Source organism: Crossiella sp. CA-258035 (assembly GCF_030064675.1).
Lineage (GTDB): Bacteria > Actinomycetota > Actinomycetes > Mycobacteriales > Pseudonocardiaceae > Crossiella.
The window spans coordinates 8783549-8800566 of record NZ_CP116413.1 but is presented as its reverse complement, the minus strand read 5'-3'; the positions used below and the strand labels follow the sequence as shown (position 1 = coordinate 8800566).

Genomic DNA, 17018 nt, shown 5'->3' with positions numbered 1-17018 from the left:
CGGTCCCCCACCAGGACCGCCCGCATCGCCGGAACTACCGGAGGCACACATCTCCACCGTGACCACCGCGCCGAGCAAGCCGGTCCGACGACCAGGCGACCGCATCTTCAGCGGGCTCGCCCGCAGCTCCGGCGTCTTCATCGTCGCGCTGATCGGCGCCATCGGGATCTTCCTGCTGCTGCAGGCCATCCCGTCCCTGCAGGCGAACAACGCGAACTTCCTGTTCTCCTACGCCTGGGACACCAACGACCTCAACAACCTGCGCTTCGGCATCCCGGACCTGCTCTGGGTGACCGTGGCCTCCTCCCTGCTGGCCCTGCTGCTGGCCATGCCGGTGTCGCTGGGCATCGCGCTGTTCCTCACCCAGTACGCGCCGCGCCGCCTGGCCCGGCCCTTCGCCTACGTGGTCGACCTGCTGGCCGCGGTGCCCTCGATCATCTTCGGCCTGTGGGGCATCCAGGTGCTCGCGCCGGTGCTGACCCCCTTCGCCGAGTGGCTGACCGCCAACCTCGGCTGGATCCCGTTGTTCGCACAGGGCAACGTGAACCCGGCCGGTGGCGGCCACATCTTCACCGCGGGCGTGGTGCTCGCGGTGATGATCCTGCCCACGGTCACCGGGGTCAGCCGCGAGGTCTTCGCGCGCACCCCGCGCGAGCACATCGAGGGCGCGCTGGCCCTGGGGGCGACCCGCTGGGAGGTCATCCAGACCACGGTGCTGCCCTTCGGCAAGGCCGGGTTCGTCAACGCCTCCATGCTCGGCCTCGGCCGCGCGCTCGGCGAGACCATGGCGCTGTACCTGATCCTGTCCACCACCGCGCAGCAGCCGTTCTTCAGCCTCTTCGACGGCGGCTCCACCTTCGCCTCCAAGATCGCCCTGGGCATCAGCGAGGCGGCCAGCAGCCCGCTGGCCGCTGGCGCCTACATCGCCGCGGGCCTGGTGCTGTTCGTGCTGACCTTCGCGGTCAACGCCACCGCGCGCTCGATCGTCGCCCGCAAGAAGGAGTACTCGTGACCACGGCGAGCGTCGACCTCGAACGCCCGGCGGCGCCCCCGGCCTTCCAGCCGGTCAGCGGCGCCCGCAAGACCAAGAACGTGCTGGCCACCGTGCTGGTCGGGCTGGCCTTCCTGATCGCGATCGTGCCGCTGGTCTGGGTGCTCTACACGACCCTGGCCCGCGGCCTCGGCCCGATCCTGTCCAGCACCTGGTGGACCCACTCGCTCTCCGGCATGCGGCCCTACGAGGAGGGCGGCGGCGCGTACCACGCCATCTTCGGCACCATCGTGCAAGGCCTGGTCACCGCGCTGATGTCGGTGCCGATCGGCGTGATGGTGGGCATCTACCTGGTCGAGTACGGCGTGGGCAGCAAGCTGGGCAAGCTGACCACGTTCATGGTGGACATCCTCACCGGTGTGCCCTCGATCGTGGCCGCGCTGTTCGTCTACTCGGTGTGGATCAGCATCTTCGGCTTCTCCCGCAGCTCCTTCGCGGTGACGCTGGCGCTGATGCTGCTGATGGTGCCGGTGGTCATCAGGGTCACCGAGGAGATGCTCAAGATCGTGCCCAACGAGCTGCGCGAAGCCTCGTACGCGCTGGGCATCCCGAAGTGGAAGACGATCGTCAAGGTGGTCATCCCGACCGCGATGTCCGGCATCGTGACCGGCGCGATGCTCGGCGTGGCCAGGGTGATGGGCGAGACGGCCCCGGCGCTGGTGCTGGTGGCCTACGCGCCGTTCATCAACTTCAACATCTTCGACGGCAACATGGCCAACCTGCCGCTGATGATGAACTCGGAGTTCGCCAACCCCGAGACCGCCGGTTTCGACCGGACCTGGGGCGCGGCGCTCACCCTGGTGATCGTGATCATGTTGTTCAACCTCGTAGCCTCGATCATCTCGCGGCTCTCGGCCATCAAGACCAAGTGAGCGGGCGGTAGGAGTCATGGCCAAGCGCATCGACGTCAAAGACCTCAACATCTACTACGGCAAGTTCCACGCCGTGGACGGGGTCACCCTCCAGGTGCCGCCGCGCAGTGTCACCGCGTTCATCGGGCCCTCGGGTTGCGGCAAGTCCACCGTGCTGCGCTCGCTGAACCGCATGCACGAGGTGATCCCGGGCGCGCGGGTGGACGGTCAGGTCCTGCTGGACGGCGAGGACATCTACGCCACCGCGGTGGACCCGGTGTCGGTCCGGCGCACCATCGGCATGGTGTTCCAGCGGCCCAACCCGTTCCCCACCATGTCCATCAGGGACAACGTGGTGGCCGGGCTGAAGCTGGCCGGCATGAAGGGCAAGAAGAAGCTGGAGGAGGTCTGCGAGCGCTCGCTGCGCGGCGCGAACCTCTGGGAAGAGGTCAAGGACCGCCTGGACAAGCCCGGCGGCGGCCTCTCCGGCGGTCAGCAGCAGCGCCTGTGCATCGCCCGCGCCATCGCGGTGCAGCCGGACGTGCTGCTGATGGACGAGCCCTGTTCGGCACTGGACCCGATCTCCACGCTGGCGATCGAGGACCTGATCACCGAGCTGAAGAAGGACTACACGATCGTCATCGTCACCCACAACATGCAGCAGGCCGCGCGGGTGAGCGACCAGACGGCGTTCTTCAACCTGGCCGGCGTCGGCCAGCCGGGCCGCCTGGTCGAGGTCGACGACACCGAGAAGATCTTCTCCAACCCGACCCAGAAGGCCACCGAGGACTACATCTCGGGCCGTTTCGGTTAAGCCGCAAGGGTTCTGGCGAACCACGAAGGCCGGGTCCCGTGACTGGGACCCGGCCTTCGTTGTGTCCTAAGGGAAATCAGTCCTCGCGGCCCGGCATCTTGCCGGTGGCGATGAACACCACCCGGCGGGCCAGCGCCACCGCGTGGTCGGCGAAGCGCTCGTAGAAGCGGCCCAGCAGCGTGATGTCCACCGCCGGAGCCACACCGTGCGGCCAGTCCTTGGCCATCAGCACGGTGAACAGGTGCTTGTGCAGGTCGTCCATCTCGTCGTCGTCCTGCTCCAGCTGCTCGGCCAGTGCGACGTCCCGGTTGCGGATGACCAGCTCGGCCTTCTTGGCCAGCTCCACCGCGACCCGGCCCATCTGGGCGAAGTCCTCGCGCACCTGGTCGGGCAGCACACCGTTGGGGTGCCTGCGCCTGGTCGCCTTGGCCACGTGCAGGGCTAGGTCGCCCATCCGCTCCAGGTCCTCCGCGGCGTGGATCGCGGCGACCACGACCCGCAGGTCGGTGGCCACCGGGGCCTGCAGGGCCAGCAGCGCGAACGCCTGTTCCTCCGCCGCCGCACGGGCGTCGTCGATCTTGGCGTCCTCGTCGATCACCTGTTCGGCAAGGCCGAGGTCGACGTTCAGCAGCGCTGCGGTCGACTTCTCCATCGCTTTCGCGACATCGGCGGTCATGTCACCGAGGATCTCGGCGAAACGATCGAGCTGCTCGTGATAGGCCTCGCGCATGCCCGTCAGCCTACGTCGCGATGGTCGCGAGGTCTGCATCCATTGGTGAACCAGCCGTAAACGCGACCGGAACAGCTGATGCACAAGGCCCGGTCAGCGGCGGTGCGGCCACCTCACGTGCAGCTGTTGTCCGCACCGTTCACAGTGGACAGATCACCGGGCAGCTTGCTGGTCGGCGTCTGCCCGGGAGTGCTGGTGCCACCGCCACTGCCGCCGCTCGGCTTGACCACCTTGCCGTCGAACTCCGGCCCGAGGATCAGCTGGATCGCCCCGCCCATACTGGGATCTGGGGTGAGCGTGGCGCCGGGCACCGCGGCGGCCAGCGTGCGTGCGGCATCCCTGCGCTCGTCGGAGAAGCGGATCACCGTCTTGTTGCTCGGCGAGGGCGAGGTGCCCTTCTTCACCACCGAGAAACCGAGGCCCTCCAGGCCGGTGACCGCCTTGGCCGCGTTGCCTGCCTTGTCGGATCCGTTGAGCACCTGGATCTTCACCGTCTTCGGGTCCACCAGCGCGGCCGGGCTCAGGTCCACCGGCGGGTTGTTCTGCGCCTGCGGCATCGGGTTCTGGTTGGCCGCGCCGCCGGCCGGCTTCTCCTGCGGCAGCGGGGTGCCGTTGATGATCGCCTGGAACAGCGCCTTGGCGTCCTTCTCCCGGAACTCCTCGCGGTACTTCTTGGGCGCCAGCTCGACCGTGCGCACCGGCACCTGCACGAAGGTCACCCGGCCCGCTTCCAAGCCCTGCAAGGAGGTGCCGAGGGTGAGCATCTGGTCGATGCCGATGTTCTCGCCGTAGGTGGAGCTGGCGAAGGCCTTCACGAAGTCCTGCAGCTGGGTCGGGCTGGTGAGCACCTGCTGGGACATCACCTTGCGCAGCAACGAGGACAGGAACCGCTGCTGCCGCTCGATCCGCTCGTAGTCGCTCTGCGCCTGGCCCTTGACCTTGCGGATGCGCACGTAGCTCAGCGCGGTGTCGCCGGAGATGGTCTGCCGCCCGGTCTGGGTGATGACCGCGCCCAGCTCCTCGTCGATCAACGGCTTCGGCACGCACACCTCAACGCCCTTGACCGCGTTGACCATGGCCTTGAAGCCGTGGAAGTCGATGCCGACGAAGTGGTTGATGTTCAGGCCGGAGAGCTGGAGCACCAGCTTGGTGATGCACTTCGGGCCGCCGACGGCGTAGGCCGCGTTGAGCTTCTGGTTCTTCCGCGCGGGCTCGGTCTTGCCGGTGTACTTGCCGGTCTTGGCGTCCCAGCCCTCGCAGGCCGGGATGGTGACGTCCATGTCGCGCGGGAAGGACATGATCACCACGCGCTTCCGGTCCGCGGGCACGTGCGCCACCATCACGGTGTCCGCCCGCGCGCCGCCGGAGATCTTCTCGTCCCCAACGCCGTCCTCGGCGGTGGCCCCGGCCCTGGTGTCCGAGCCGATCATGAGGAAGTTCTCCGCGCCGTACTGCTTGTCCTTGTCCTGGATCTGGTCGGAGTTCGGGTCCAGCGCGGACACCTCGCGGATCTGTCCGTTGATCCACTGCTTGCCCGCCCAGCCGATCCCGGTGGCCACCAGCACCACCGCGGCGACCGCGACCACCAGCGCCTTGCCCACCAGCACCAGCCGCCGCCTGCGCAGCGCGTCCGGGTCTTCCTCCGCCGGCGGCGCGCTGGCGTAGGCCGCCGCGCGCGGCGGCTCGTCCTCGTCGTCGTCGACCAGCTCGTGGTACGGCACCCCCATGGTGGGCACGTCCACCGAACCGGGCCGCTCGACCAGCTGCGTCTGCTCCGCGGGATCGGGCTTGTCGGTCTTGTCCTTGTCCTTGCCGCCGATCCGGATGAACTGGGTCAGCTTGCCGCGCCGCTCCCGCTCCGCTTCCTCGATCTCGGCCATCTCGTCGTGCACGGCGGAGAACCGGGACAGGGTGGCGTCGATCTTGCGCCGCTTGTCGTCCATCTCGCCGTCGACCGGCTCAGCGGGCTGAGCGGGCGGCACAGGCGGCGTCGGCGGCACGGGCGGCCGGTTCCCCGGCCGAGCACCCTGCGGCGGCCGAGGCGGCCTGCCACCCTGCGGCGGCGTGGCACGCCCGGCGGGCGGCGCGACCGGCTCGTCGAGCGCCGCGAAACCGCCCCCCGTCGGCGGATCCACCGGCGGCGGCCCGCCCTGGGGACCACCCTGCTGCGGCCCACCCTGTTGCGGTGCGCCAGGCGGCCCGCCCTGCGGTCGTCCGCGCGGCGGCCGGGGCGGCGGCATCCGGCCACCGCTCGGCTGACCCAGGTCCCGTGGCGGCGGCATGCGGCCACCGTCGGGCGGCGGCATCCGGCCGCCCGTGGGCTGGGCGAGGTCTCCCGGCGGCGGCATCCGCCCACCGGTCGGCTGGGCGATGTCCCTCGGCGGCATCCGCCCGCCGTTGTCCGGCGGCGGCATCCGGCCACCGGAGGGCTGCCCGAGATCCCGGGGCGGCGGCATCCGGCCACCGGTCGGCGGAGCGAGGTCCGCCGGCGGTGGCATCCGCCCACCGCTGGGCTGATCCACCGGTGGCGGCATCCGCCCGCCGGGCTGGTCCATGGGTGGCGGCATCCGCCCGCCACTGGGCTGATCCGCTGGCGGCGGCATGCGCCCACCGCTCGGCTGGCCGAGATCCTCCTGCGGCCTGCCCTGCGGCGGCATCGGCGCGCGCGGCGGCCGAACCGGAGCCGGTCGCGGCGGCATCGGCGGCGGCGCGTCCCTGGGCGGCATGGGTGGCGCGTCGCGGGGCGGCACCGGCGGCATGGGTGGCGGCGCGAAGTCGTGCTGCGGCGCGGGTGGCGGGGCCGGGCGGGGCAGCTTGTCGGAAGTGCCGCCGTGCTTGGCGAGCAGGTCCGACACCGAGGTGCCCCCGCCGTCGTCCAGGGACCGGCGGCGCCTGCTGGGCTGGTCCAGATCGGGGGTCTCGTCCTCAGCCCGCCGACGTCGTCCGGAGCGGGAACCGTAACCGCCCTCGCGGTGGTCGTCCGGCACCCGGTCTCCTTCCCGATCGTGTGACTCTCCGACTAATGACGCAGGGCGAACCGAACAGGTTGTAACCCCCGACGGATCGCCCGGTGCCCGATAGTACGGATATCGGGTTGAACACACGAGCGCGGCCGCGAGCTTTGTCACGTCCTGTACGGAAAATTGCCGAGTCGCTTAGCCCGATCGGGCCGTACCGAGCAAGATCAGTTATAGCCAACCGGGCGCGGTTGAGCCACTGCCCGTCGCCCACCGGCCGCTCCGGCGAGCCGAACGCGACCGTCCTGTTCCCGGTACGCGACCGCGTTCCGGCCGGACTGCTTGGCCACGTAGAGCAAGCTGTCCGCGCGCAACAACTGCTCCTTCGGATCAGTCGCTGGCGTGTCCGCAGGTGAGCCGGTCAGCTCGTGCGCCAGCCCAATACTCACCGTGACCCGCAGGTCCGGGGCCAGCTGCGTCCACGGATACCGCTCGACGCGCGCACGTGCCGCTTCACAGACGGCGACCGCCGTCCCGGTGTCGATGCCCGGCACCACGAGCACAAATTCCTCGCCACCGTAGCGGGCGCAGAACGCGCCCTCGGGCAACCCGTCCTGCAGCAGCTCCACCACCCGCTGGAGCACCCGGTCGCCGATGAGGTGGCCGAAGGTGTCGTTGACCTGCTTGAAGAAGTCCAGGTCCACCAGGGCCACGGCCAGCCCGCCCTGCCGGTCCGCTTCGCCGAGCAGGCCGAGCAGCCGCTGGTCCAGGTAGCGCCGGTTGTAGCTGGCGGTGAGGCTGTCCCGCAGGCTCTGCTCGCGCGCCTCGGCGTGCTCGCGACGCAGCCGGTCCACCTCGCGGCGCAGCTGCTCGGGCACCTGCGGCGGGTTGGTCTGCTCGGAGGAGAGCAGGTCCAGCGCCGAACGCAGGTGTTGGTAGGCCTGCCGCCACTGTCCCCGGGAGGCGAACAGCGCGGCGATCGACTCGTGCAACTGCACCAGCCCGGAGTTGGCGGGCGGTGACGGCGGTGGCGGGCCCGGATGCCCCGCGGCGGAGGCGGGCGAGCGCGGCGGGGTGGGTGCGGAGCAGACCGGCCGCGCGCCATCGCGGAGCGGATCAGACTCGGCGATGTCAGGTCGCAGTACGGTCACCGCGTTCACCTCCCTACCACGGTGGTGTCGTCGGTTACGGCGGCACGCTTGAGCCACTGGACCGGCCCGGTGTCGTATTTCACTTATCTGGCTGACCGTGGGCTGCTCCGACCCGGTGACTCAGCGTGATCCACCACGCACTTGGTTGTGTACCCGCAAATGGCGGGGCCGCCCAAGCTGTTCGGCCATAGCCCACCCACTTGGCCCAGCAGGAAACTGCCGGTAGCCCAAGGGATGTGGGCGTCGTCACGCTCAGCGCGGACAGGGTGCGAACCCGTAGGCCGCCCCGTCGAGGACGACCACGTGCTGTGACCCGATCTGGATACCGACCGTGGCGCCGTCCCGTTTCGCGGTGACCGAGACCGCCACCACGTACACCCGTCCCCTCGGCCTGCCCCGGCTGCCCGCAGTCCACCCCGGATCCGGCCGCAGGGTGGACAGCGCGGGTTCCACGGTCAGCACCAGCTCGCCGGGATCGCAGGCGCCGGCGCGGAAGTCCGGGTGCTGGGTGCGGGTCAGGAACTCCCGCTGCGCGGCCACCCCGGTCCGCGCCGCGGCCAGCCCGTCGCTGAAGTAACCACCGACCAGTCCGGCGTCCACCGCCTCCTGGGACGCCGCAGACGGCGTGCCGGACACACCGACCGCACAGCCCGCGGTGACCAGCGTGACCAGCAGCGCGCCGCCCAGCCGCGCGCTCATCCGCCGGAGTGCATCAGCTCCGCGCCGAGCGGGACCGAGGCGTCCTCCGGATCGTCCAGCCACCCCTGCGGCAGGCTGACCTTCGCCGGTGAGCCCTGGCGTCCGCGCGGCCCCTCCGCGTCCTCCGGGAACGGCACCTCCGGCGGCAGCTGGGCGAGCAGGTCCTCCAGCTCGGCCAGGCTGGACACCATGGCGAAGCTGCGCCGCAGGTCGCCGCCGACCGGGAAGCCGCGCAGGTACCAGGCCATGTGCTTGCGCAGGTCGCGGATGCCCTTGTCCGGCCCGAGGTGGTCGATGAGCAGCTCGGCGTGCTGGTGCAGCACCGCGGCCACCCCGCCCAGTGAAGGGCCTGCCGGAATCGGCTCACCGGCGAAGGCGGCCGCCAGGTCCCGGAACAGCCAGGGCCTGCCCAGGCAGCCGCGGCCGACCACGATCCCGTCGCAGCCGGTCTCGGCCATCATCCGCAGCGCGTCGTCGGCGGAGAAGATGTCGCCGTTGCCCAGCACCGGGATGGTCCGCACCGCTTCCTTGAGCCGCGCGATCGCCGACCAGTCGGCCTGCCCGGAGTAGCGCTGCGCCGCGGTCCGCCCGTGCAGGGCCACCCAGGAGGCGCCCTCGGCCTCGGCGATCCGCCCGGCGTCCAGGTAGGTCAGGTGGTCCTCGTCGATGCCGATCCGGAACTTCACCGTCACCGGGATGCCCGCGGGCTCGGCGGCCCGCACCGCGGCCCGCACGATGTCGCCGAAGAGCCGCCGCTTGTACGGCAGCGCCGCGCCACCGCCCTTGCGGGTCACCTTGGGCACCGGGCAGCCGAAGTTCATGTCGATGTGGTCGGCCAGGTCCTCGTCCACGATCATCCGGACGGCCTTGTCCATGGTGACCGGGTCGACCCCGTAGAGCTGGAGCGAGCGCGGGTGCTCGTCCGCGCTGAAGGTGATCATGTGCATGGTCATCGGGTCCCGCTCGACCAGCGCCCGGGTGGTGACCATCTCGCACACGTACAGCCCCGCCCCGTACTGGCGGCAGAGCTGCCGGAAGGCCACGTTGGTGATCCCGGCCATCGGCGCGAGCACAACCGGCGGATCGACCTGGTAGGGGCCGACCCGCAGCAAGGGCGGACGCGCGTTCACCGCTCCATTGTCCGGCACGTCGACAGTGCCGGTCGCCATCAGCCCGTCTCGGCCAGCAACCGGTGTGCCTGACCCGCCTTGGCCGCCACCTCCGGCCAGCGCGGATGAGTGAGGTAGGTCTCATCCGGTGTGGCCGGGTTGTAGGCCTCCAGCACCTCCAGCAGCGGTTCGACAACGGCCTTGACCGCGGCGACCTCGGCCTCGTCCCTGAGCAGCTCGCCCACGCTCTCCGCCGGGTCGAACCGGTCCCACCAGGTGTCGGCCAGCAGCACCTGCACCGTGCCGCTGAGGTCCGGCCAGCCGTTGACGTTGGCTGGGGTGAACCCGGCCAGCGCCTCCAACGCGTCCACCACGCCCTGCCTGCGAGTCGCGTTCATCTCCCTATTTTCGGAACCAGATCAGCTCGATTTAGGAAGTGCCGCCGAGATCACACCCACGCCACCGGATTCCGGAGTTGCCGGGACAACCGTCAGGCCCTGCTGCGAACATCACACCGGTAACGCTCGTCCGGATGGAGGAACCACTGATGACCAACGCCCGCCGGACCGGCGCGCTGCTCCTGGCCACCGCGGCGCTGCTCGCCGGGTGCACCACGGTGCGTGGCGTGGCCGAAGCGGGTGATCCGGTGGAGGGCTACGACAAGCGCGGTTCCGCGGCGCGCAAGGTCAGCTCGCCGGGCGGGGAGCTGGTCTCGCTGCTCAACCCCGAGCCGACCGCGCAGCTGCTGTGCGGCACGCTGTCCACGCAGGAGTGGTCGGAGCTGCTCGGCGGGCCGGTGCAGAGCCGGTGGGCGCAGCGCGGTGGCTGCCTGGTCGAGGGCGGCCGCCAGACCGTGTACCTGAGCCTGAGCTGGCAGCAGCCCTGCAAGACGCTGGCCAACCCGCAGCAGGTGGACGTGGGCGGCAGGCCGGCCACCTCGGTCGCGGCCAGCGGCGGCGGCGAGGTGCTGTGCGTGCCGTTCAACCAGTTCGGCGAGCAGGAGCTGGAGAAGCGGAAGTTCGGCGACAGCGAGGACGCGGTGCCCAAGGGCACCCTGCACATGACCGCGACCCCGGGCAGCAACCCGCCGAAGTCGCCGAAGCAGGTGCTGCACGAGTTGGCCCAGAAGCTGCTCGCCGAGCTGACCAAGCCCGGCCCGGCCGCGCCCGCGCCGGGGGAGAAGGGCGCGCTGCCGTACACCCCGTTCCCGCCGCCGCCGGCCGCGGGCGTGGTCGACCTGCCGCACCCGCAGCGCGCCGCCGCGCTGTGCACCGCGGCCAGCGACGAGATGTTCCAGAGCATCCTGGGCGTGCCGGTTCGGGAGCGGCAGCTGACCTATGGCGGTGACTGCACGATCTCCGGCGGCGAGCCGTTCAAGGGCGGCGCGCACACGGTGTGGATCCAGGTGCTCTCCACCAAGCTGGAGGGCTCGCTGTACAACGGCGCGGAGATCTCGGTGGCCGGCCGTCCGGCCAAGGTGGGCAGCGTGCTCAGCGGCACCGGGGTGCTGTTGCGGGACAACATGGACAACCTGCTCGCGGTGCGGTTGATGGCACTGGGCGACAACCGCACCGACGAGGCCCGTCGCGGCCTGGAGAAGGCCCTGGCCGAGCAGATCGTGCCGAAGCTGCTGGGCGCGGTCTAGAAGTTAACGTTCACGCAGCCCAGCCGCGCGCCCGCGGTTCCGGCGTGCCCGTGGTGGGTCTTGGTCCGCTCGAAGTGGATCACCACTGACTTGGCCCTGCGCTCGCCGAAGTGCCAGGGCACCACGGTCTTGCTGACGCCGACGCCGTGCCGGTCGGTGGTGAAGTCCAGCCAGATCTCGTTGGACGCGTTGGCGTACTTGGGATCGACCGAGGGCTGCACCGGGTCGAGGACGTCCTGGTAGTGCGGGCCGGAGTCGGCGGGCGCGGGCCCGCACGGCTTGGTGTGCGCGTGCGCGCCGTAGGTGCGCTGGGGCACCAGACCGCGCACCGAGAGCAGCACCAGGGTGCCGCCGTGCCGGACGTGGGTCGCGGCGACCACCACACCGGCGCCCTCGGGCACCAGCTTCGGGTCGTGGGTGACGGCCTTGGCCTCCGGGCTGTACGGCGCGAAGCGGCCGACGGTGAGCACGGGAATGGAATCCGGGGAGATGGAGTTGACCGGATCGGCGCCTGCGGGCGCTGTGCTGCCGGTGATCAGCAGCAACGCGGCCGCGACGCCGGTCGCGGCAAGGGGAAGACGTCGCATGGTGACCACCTTGGCACGCTGCGTGCGTTCCGGCACCGGCGGCGAGTGAAGTTATGACCGGCTGATATGGGGGCAGGCATGCGGGATCGGACCTGGCTGGTGGCGCTGGCCGCCGCGCTGTGGGGCACGGACGCCCTGCTCCGCACCCCGCTCGCGCAGGCCCTGCCCTCGGCCACCGTGGTCTTCTGGGAACACTTGATCGTGGTGACCCTGCTGCTGCCCTGGGTGCCGCGCGCGCTGCGCGCCTTCGCCGGGCTGAGCTGGCCGCGGCGGTTCGCGGTGCTGGTCATCGGGGTCGGCTCCTCGGCGGTGGCGACCGCGCTGTTCACCGCCGCCTTCCGCTACGGCGACCCGGTGACCCCGCTGGTGCTGCAGAAGTTCCAGCCGGTGTTCGTGCTGCTGGCCGCCTTCGTCCTGCTCGGCGAGCGGCCGCGCGCGCACTACGCCTACTTCGCCGCGCCCGCCCTGCTCGGCGCCTGGCTGCTGAGCTTTCCGAACCCGCTGGAGGTGCGGGTCAGCGCCGCGGTCCCGGCGCTGCTGGCGCTGGGCGCGGCCGCGCTGTGGGCGGGCGGCACCGTGCTCGGCAGGCTGGTCAGCACCGAGCTGCGCCCGTGGGACGTCACGGTGCTGCGCTTCGCCATCGGCCTGCCCGCGACCGCGGTGGTGGTGGCAGGCCAGGGCGCCCCGTTCCTGGTGGACTGGGCGAACGCGCCCGCCCTGCTGTTGCTCGCGATCGTGCCCGGCCTGCTCGCGCTGACCCTGTACTACCAGGGCCTGCGCAGCACCCCGGCGGCCCGCGCCACCCTGGCCGAGCTGGCCTTCCCGGCCACCGCCGCGTTGATCGGCGTCGGCCTGCTGGGCGCGCGCCTGTCCGGCACCCAGTGGCTGGGCTTCGCGCTGCTGGTGGTCGCGGTGACCGCCCTCGGCTGGCGCGAGCGCACCGGCAAGGGCGGCACCGTCCGGCTCAGCCCAGATCCCGAGCCAGCACGTCCTCATCCGTCTCCCGCCGGATGATCGGCCGGTAACGTCCCTCGGCCACCGCGATCACCGGCGGCCGGCCGACCAGGTTGTAGTTGGACGCCAGCGAGTGGTGGTAGGCGCCGGAGCAGGGCACGGCCAGCAGGTCGCCCGCGCGGATGTCCGCGGGCAACGGCACATCGCGCGCGATCACGTCCCCGGCCTCGCAGTGCCGCCCGACCACGGTCACCGTGCGCGCGGCCGCGTGGCTGGTGCGGCCGAACATCCGCACCGCGTAACGGGATCCGTAGAGCGCGGGCCTCATGTTGTCGCTCATCCCGCCGTCCACCGCGACGAAGGTCCGCACGCCGGGCACGTCCTTGACCACGACCACCCGGTACAGCGTGACCCCGGCCCGCGCGACCAGCGACCGCCCCGGCTCCACCACCAACCGCGGCACCGGCAGCCCGCGCGCCGAGCACTCGTAGTTCACCGCGCACCGCACCCTGGCCGCGAACCCCTGGAGGTCGAACTCGTCCTCGCCGGGCAGGTACGCCACCGCGTGCCCACCGCCGATGTTCAGCTGTGGCAACACGATCCCGTGCTCATCCCGCACCGCGGCCAGCAGACCGACCATCCGCCGCGCCGCCAGCTCGAACCCGGCCACCCGCCCGATCTGCGACCCGATGTGGCAGTGCAGCCCCACCAGGTGCAGGTTCGGCTGGCCGAGCACCCGCCGCACCGCCTCCGCCGCGGCCCCACTGGCCAGCGAGAACCCGAACTTCTGGTCCTCCACCCCGGTCGCGATCGCCTTGTGCGTCTGCCCGTCCACCCCGGGCGTCACCCGCACCAGCACCTGCTGCGGATACCGCGCCAACGCGCCGAGCTGCTCGATCTCGTCGAACGAGTCCACCACCACCCGCCCAACGCCATACCCGATGGCGGCCTTCAGGTCCTCCGGCGTCTTGGCATTCCCGTGCAGGATGACCCGCTCCGCCGGGAAGTCCACCGCCCGCGCGACGGCGAGCTCCCCAGCCGAGCACACATCGAGCGAAAGCCCCTCCTCCCGCACCCACCGCGCCACCGCCTTGGTCAGCAACGCCTTGCTGGCGTAGGCGATCTCGACGTCGGGCAACGCGGCCCGGTACTCCCGGCACCGCTGCCGGACCGCCGCCTCGTCCAGCACGTAGGAGGGAGTGCCGAAGTCAGCCGCGACCCGCCGCAGCGAAACCCCGCCGACCAGCAGGTCGTTCTCCGGCCCCAGCTCGGTCCCGGCCGGCCAGATCCCCGGCTCCAGGTGGCTGCGCAGCGAGCGTTGCAGCGAAGGAATGAGGTACTCCAGGGTCACGACGGCCTCCGCAGGCACTTGTCACGGGCACGTTGCCCGCCCATGACGAGAAAACGCCGCCCCCGCCCGCCCGTCACCGCTCCCTACGCGCTCCTGACGCCCGCGGCCGCCACGTTTCCGCGACCCTGACACCGCAGGTGGCCCCCACCACACAGACCTACCTTCACATCTTCCTGAAACAGCTAAACTAAACCGGCTGGTCACCGGGGTGACGGAGAGGAGGGCCTACACATGACCGGACCCGCCCGCGACGAGGCAGCGGTAGCCCGCTTCGTCGAACGCTTCGCCCTGGTCCTCACCGACGCGGGCTGGAGCCGCATGCCGGCCAGGATCTTCGCCAGCCTCCTCGCCAGCGACGACGGCACCCGCACCGCCGCGGACCTGGCCGCCCACCTGCAGATCAGCCCCGCCGCCGTCAGCGGAGGCGTCCGCTACCTCACCCAGATCGGCCTGGTCACCAAGGAACGCTCCCCAGGCGCCCGCCGCGACCACTACCGCGTCCGCGACGACCTGTGGTTCGAGTCCCTGCTCCGCCGCGAAGAGCAGATCGCCCGCTGGATCCAGAGCATCAAGGAAGGCATCCAGGCCGTCGGCCCCACCACCCCCACCGCCCACCGCCTGGAACAAACCCGAGACTTCTTCGAGTTCCTCCAAGCCGAACTCCCCCGCCTGGTCGCCAACTGGCAACCCCCGCCCCGCCCGTGATCGCCAACCACGGCACATGACCCGGCCCGGTGTCGGTAGAGTGTCCCCGGGCCGCTAGCTCAACTGGCAGAGCAGCGGACTTTTAATCCGCGGGTTGTGGGTTCGAGTCCCACGCGGCCCACCAAACCCCCAGGTCACGCGCCTGGGGGTTTTGCGTGTCAAGATCACGCCAACCGGAAGCTCAGCTTGCTCGACGACCCTATGCGCTGCCTTGGCCTGCGTCGTCAAGGTCATGGGCACTGCGCCTCGGCCACACTTCTCGGGCCGTCCCCCAGGCGAAGAAGCGGGCGCCCGCCTCGCTGACTGCTGGTAGAGCTGGGTTTGGGCTGGGTCAGGCGGCGGCCGGCTGGCTGCGGCGGACGATGATGTCGCCGGTGACGGTGCGGGCGTGGACCTTGAGGGTTTCGGTGTTGGTCTCGGGGCCGCCGATGGTGGCGAGGTCGTTGATGAAGCGGCCGGTGAGGGTGTTGATGTCGAGGTAGGCGGCGGTGCCTTGGCGGATGCCCAGTTCGACGTCGCCGGCGTTGGTTTCCAGGACGGCGGTGCCTCGGGTGAGTTCGCCGATGTGGATGCTGCCGGCGGCGGCCTTCACCGCGACGGTGCTGTGTGCGCGTTCGATGCTGGTGTTGCCGTTGGCGACGTTGACCCGGAGGTCGCCGGTGATGTCGCCGATGGTGGTGGGGCCGTTGGAGTTCTTGACCACCGCGGTGCCGTTGACGGTGTGCAGCCAGATCTCGCCGGAGCCGCTGGTGACGTCGGTGTGGCCGTCCGCGTGTTCGACCCGGATGCGGCCGCTGGTGGTTTCCAGGCGCAGGGGGCCGGTGTGGTCGAACTGGAGGTCGCCGGTGGCGGTGGTGAAGTGGCAGTCGCCGAGCAGGCCGGCGGCGCGCAGGTCGGCGATGGCGGAGTCGCCCTTCAGCTGGGAGCCGGTGGGCAGGTCGATCACCAGGTTGATGGTTCCCTTGCCGCCCAGCAGCTTCGGCTTGGCCATCCGGACGACCAGGGTGCCGTTGTGGAAGCTGACCTCGGTCTGGTCGGCGGCGGTGACGTCGTGCTTGTTCGACTCCTTGGCCGGGCGGACCTCGACCACGGTGTCGATGCGGTCGGTGGCGTTGATCCGGACGTTGGCCGACACCAGGGAGAGCTCGACGGTGATCGGGGCGGGGGTGGGGAAAATTGGCATGGCTGTGCCCTTCTGGGGTGGTTGGTGAGCGTTCCCGCTGGTGGGGAACGTGTGGGGTGAGGCGGGGTGTGATTAGCGCACCCAGCCGGTGAACTTCTGGCCGAACGCCCGGTCTCTGCGAGCCGGCGGTTCTGGCTGGAGTGCCGCGGCGGCGGCCCGGACCAGCCAGGCGTTGACCGAGAGCCGTTCGCGGCCCGCGGCCTCCTCGATCCTGGCCTTGAGCTGTTCGGGCAGGCGCAGGTTGATCCTGGTCATCGGACCGTCGTCGCCCTCGGCGGCCAGCTGTGGCGCATCGGTGGTGCCATCGTGCTGCCGCGCGGTGTCCTCGAACGCGGTGGCCGCTGGCGCCGGGGTGACCACGAACGTGGGCGAACCGGCGCGCAGCCGCAGGTCGACCGAGCCGGGAGCCAGCTCCCGGGTGATCTCGTCCGCGGCCGTCGACAGGGCTTCCAGCAGGGTCAGCCGCACTGCTGACTCCAGTGGTGCGCTGAGCCGGTCCGCCAGCGCCCGAGCTTCCTCGCCACCGGCTCCGGCGGCTACCGCGAGCTCGTTGCGGAGGTTCTCGACGTAGGGCGTCAGGTCCATGGCACAACTATGGCATCACTTTGGTGCCATGGCAAGTCGGGGGTGGCGTCAGGTGGGTTGGCCCGCTTCCCTGGCCACCTGTTCCAGGTTGGCGTGGTAGGCCGCCCACCAGGACTTATCCGCCTCCGGCAGGTTGTCGTTGTCCGGGCGCAGGCCGGTGGTGCCATCGATCAGTTCGCGGACGATGTCGGCGTGGCCGGCGTGCCGGTGGGTCTCGGCGATCATGTGGGTCAGCACCTTGTGCAGGGTCACCTCGGCGCGCTCGGCCGGCCAGTGCGGCACCCGGCCGACCGCGTCCAGGGGCAGGCTGGTGATCGTCTGGTCCGAATGTGTCCACACCCTGCGGTACAGGTCGATGATGTCCGCGCGGGACTCGTCGGCGGTCGCCCACAGGTCGGAGTTGGGCTCGACGTCATCGGACAGCCAGGGCAGTTCCTGGGCGAACGGGCGGCCGAAGACCAGGCCGAAGTAGCCGACTTCGCAGCCTGCCACGTGCTTGACCAGGCCCAACAGGTTCGTGCCCGTGGGGGTGAGCGGGCGGCGGATGTCGTACTCGCCGAGGCCGTCGAGCTTCCACAGCAGGGCTTCGCGGGCGGTCTGGAGGTAGTGGCGCAGGTCGGCCTTGGGGTCGGTCATGTGTACAACT

At 70.8% G+C, this 17018-nt stretch carries 17 protein-coding genes and 1 tRNA gene; 7 read left to right on the top strand and 11 right to left on the bottom strand.

Translation table 11 applies throughout. From position 1 onward, the window contains the following. Positions 1-58 precede the first annotated feature (58 nt). Genes pstC through pstB form a run of 3 tightly spaced genes read left to right on the top strand, consistent with a single transcriptional unit; the run spans position 59 to position 2716 of the window. The gene (gene pstC / locus N8J89_RS39975) at positions 59-1012 is read left to right on the top strand and encodes a phosphate ABC transporter permease subunit PstC (protein WP_283662047.1); all 954 of its coding nucleotides are present in this window, start codon (positions 59-61) and stop codon (positions 1010-1012) included. Then, positions 1009-1923, top strand: coding sequence for a phosphate ABC transporter permease PstA (gene pstA, locus N8J89_RS39970; RefSeq protein ID WP_283662046.1), 915 nt, complete (start codon positions 1009-1011; stop codon positions 1921-1923). Before pstC ends, pstA begins: the two co-directional genes overlap by 4 nt. 16 nt (positions 1924-1939) lie before the next feature. Then, the gene (pstB, locus tag N8J89_RS39965; RefSeq protein WP_283662045.1) at positions 1940-2716 is read left to right on the top strand and encodes a phosphate ABC transporter ATP-binding protein PstB; all 777 of its coding nucleotides are present in this window, start codon (positions 1940-1942) and stop codon (positions 2714-2716) included. A gap of 76 nt (positions 2717-2792) precedes the next feature. On the opposite strand, the gene phoU is transcribed toward pstB, so the two are convergent. The 6 genes from phoU to N8J89_RS39935 form a co-directional block, all read right to left on the bottom strand. After that, complete coding sequence (gene phoU / locus N8J89_RS39960; protein ID WP_252483525.1) at positions 2793-3446, bottom strand: phosphate signaling complex protein PhoU; 654 nt, start codon at positions 3444-3446, stop codon at positions 2793-2795. A gap of 113 nt (positions 3447-3559) precedes the next feature. Further along, a complete protein-coding gene (locus N8J89_RS39955) occupies positions 3560-6433 on the bottom strand; it encodes an LCP family protein (RefSeq protein ID WP_283662044.1) in 2874 nt (957 codons plus the stop codon). A gap of 197 nt (positions 6434-6630) precedes the next feature. Continuing rightward, positions 6631-7554 (bottom strand): GGDEF domain-containing protein, encoded by a 924-nt coding sequence (locus N8J89_RS39950; RefSeq protein WP_502868388.1) that lies wholly within the window; start codon positions 7552-7554, stop codon positions 6631-6633. Positions 7555-7806: 252 nt separating this feature from the next. After that, the gene (locus N8J89_RS39945; RefSeq protein WP_283662043.1) at positions 7807-8253 is read right to left on the bottom strand and encodes a hypothetical protein; all 447 of its coding nucleotides are present in this window, start codon (positions 8251-8253) and stop codon (positions 7807-7809) included. Next, positions 8250-9383, bottom strand: coding sequence for a tRNA dihydrouridine synthase DusB (gene dusB / locus N8J89_RS39940; protein WP_283662042.1), 1134 nt, complete (start codon positions 9381-9383; stop codon positions 8250-8252). The genes N8J89_RS39945 and dusB overlap by 4 nt, the downstream gene beginning before the upstream one ends. A 38-nt stretch (positions 9384-9421) precedes the next feature. Continuing rightward, a complete protein-coding gene (locus tag N8J89_RS39935; protein ID WP_252483521.1) occupies positions 9422-9760 on the bottom strand; it encodes an SCO4402 family protein in 339 nt (112 codons plus the stop codon). A gap of 134 nt (positions 9761-9894) precedes the next feature. Here N8J89_RS39935 and N8J89_RS39930 point away from each other — a divergent pair, with 134 nt between their 5' ends. Beyond that, entirely contained in the window at positions 9895-11007 is a 1113-nt protein-coding gene (locus N8J89_RS39930; RefSeq protein ID WP_283662041.1) for a hypothetical protein, read from the top strand. Here the strand turns inward: N8J89_RS39930 and N8J89_RS39925 are convergent. Then, complete coding sequence (locus tag N8J89_RS39925; RefSeq protein WP_283662040.1) at positions 11004-11594, bottom strand: superoxide dismutase; 591 nt, start codon at positions 11592-11594, stop codon at positions 11004-11006. The genes N8J89_RS39930 and N8J89_RS39925 overlap by 4 nt on opposite strands. 78 nt (positions 11595-11672) lie before the next feature. Between N8J89_RS39925 and N8J89_RS39920 the strand changes: the two genes are divergently transcribed. Then, positions 11673-12608 carry a DMT family transporter gene (locus N8J89_RS39920; RefSeq protein WP_283662039.1) on the top strand — a complete coding sequence of 312 codons (936 nt, stop codon included), beginning with the start codon at positions 11673-11675 and terminating at the stop codon, positions 12606-12608. On the opposite strand, the gene lysA is transcribed toward N8J89_RS39920, so the two are convergent. Next, complete coding sequence (lysA, locus tag N8J89_RS39915; protein WP_283662038.1) at positions 12559-13899, bottom strand: diaminopimelate decarboxylase; 1341 nt, start codon at positions 13897-13899, stop codon at positions 12559-12561. The genes N8J89_RS39920 and lysA overlap by 50 nt on opposite strands. A 231-nt stretch (positions 13900-14130) precedes the next feature. Here lysA and N8J89_RS39910 point away from each other — a divergent pair, with 231 nt between their 5' ends. Further along, positions 14131-14604 (top strand): GbsR/MarR family transcriptional regulator, encoded by a 474-nt coding sequence (locus N8J89_RS39910; protein WP_283662037.1) that lies wholly within the window; start codon positions 14131-14133, stop codon positions 14602-14604. Positions 14605-14652: 48 nt separating this feature from the next. Continuing rightward, positions 14653-14728, top strand: a tRNA-Lys gene (locus N8J89_RS39905). A gap of 207 nt (positions 14729-14935) precedes the next feature. Here N8J89_RS39905 and N8J89_RS39900 read toward each other — a convergent pair. From N8J89_RS39900 to N8J89_RS39890, 3 genes are all read right to left on the bottom strand, one after another. Next, the gene (locus N8J89_RS39900; protein ID WP_283662036.1) at positions 14936-15787 is read right to left on the bottom strand and encodes a DUF4097 family beta strand repeat-containing protein; all 852 of its coding nucleotides are present in this window, start codon (positions 15785-15787) and stop codon (positions 14936-14938) included. Between the two features lie 72 nt (positions 15788-15859). Beyond that, positions 15860-16372, bottom strand: a complete 513-nt coding sequence (locus tag N8J89_RS39895; protein ID WP_283662035.1) for a toxin-antitoxin system HicB family antitoxin — start codon at positions 16370-16372, stop codon at positions 15860-15862. Positions 16373-16420: 48 nt separating this feature from the next. Then, positions 16421-17008, bottom strand: a complete 588-nt coding sequence (locus N8J89_RS39890) for a DinB family protein (protein ID WP_283662034.1) — start codon at positions 17006-17008, stop codon at positions 16421-16423. Positions 17009-17018 lie beyond the last annotated feature (10 nt).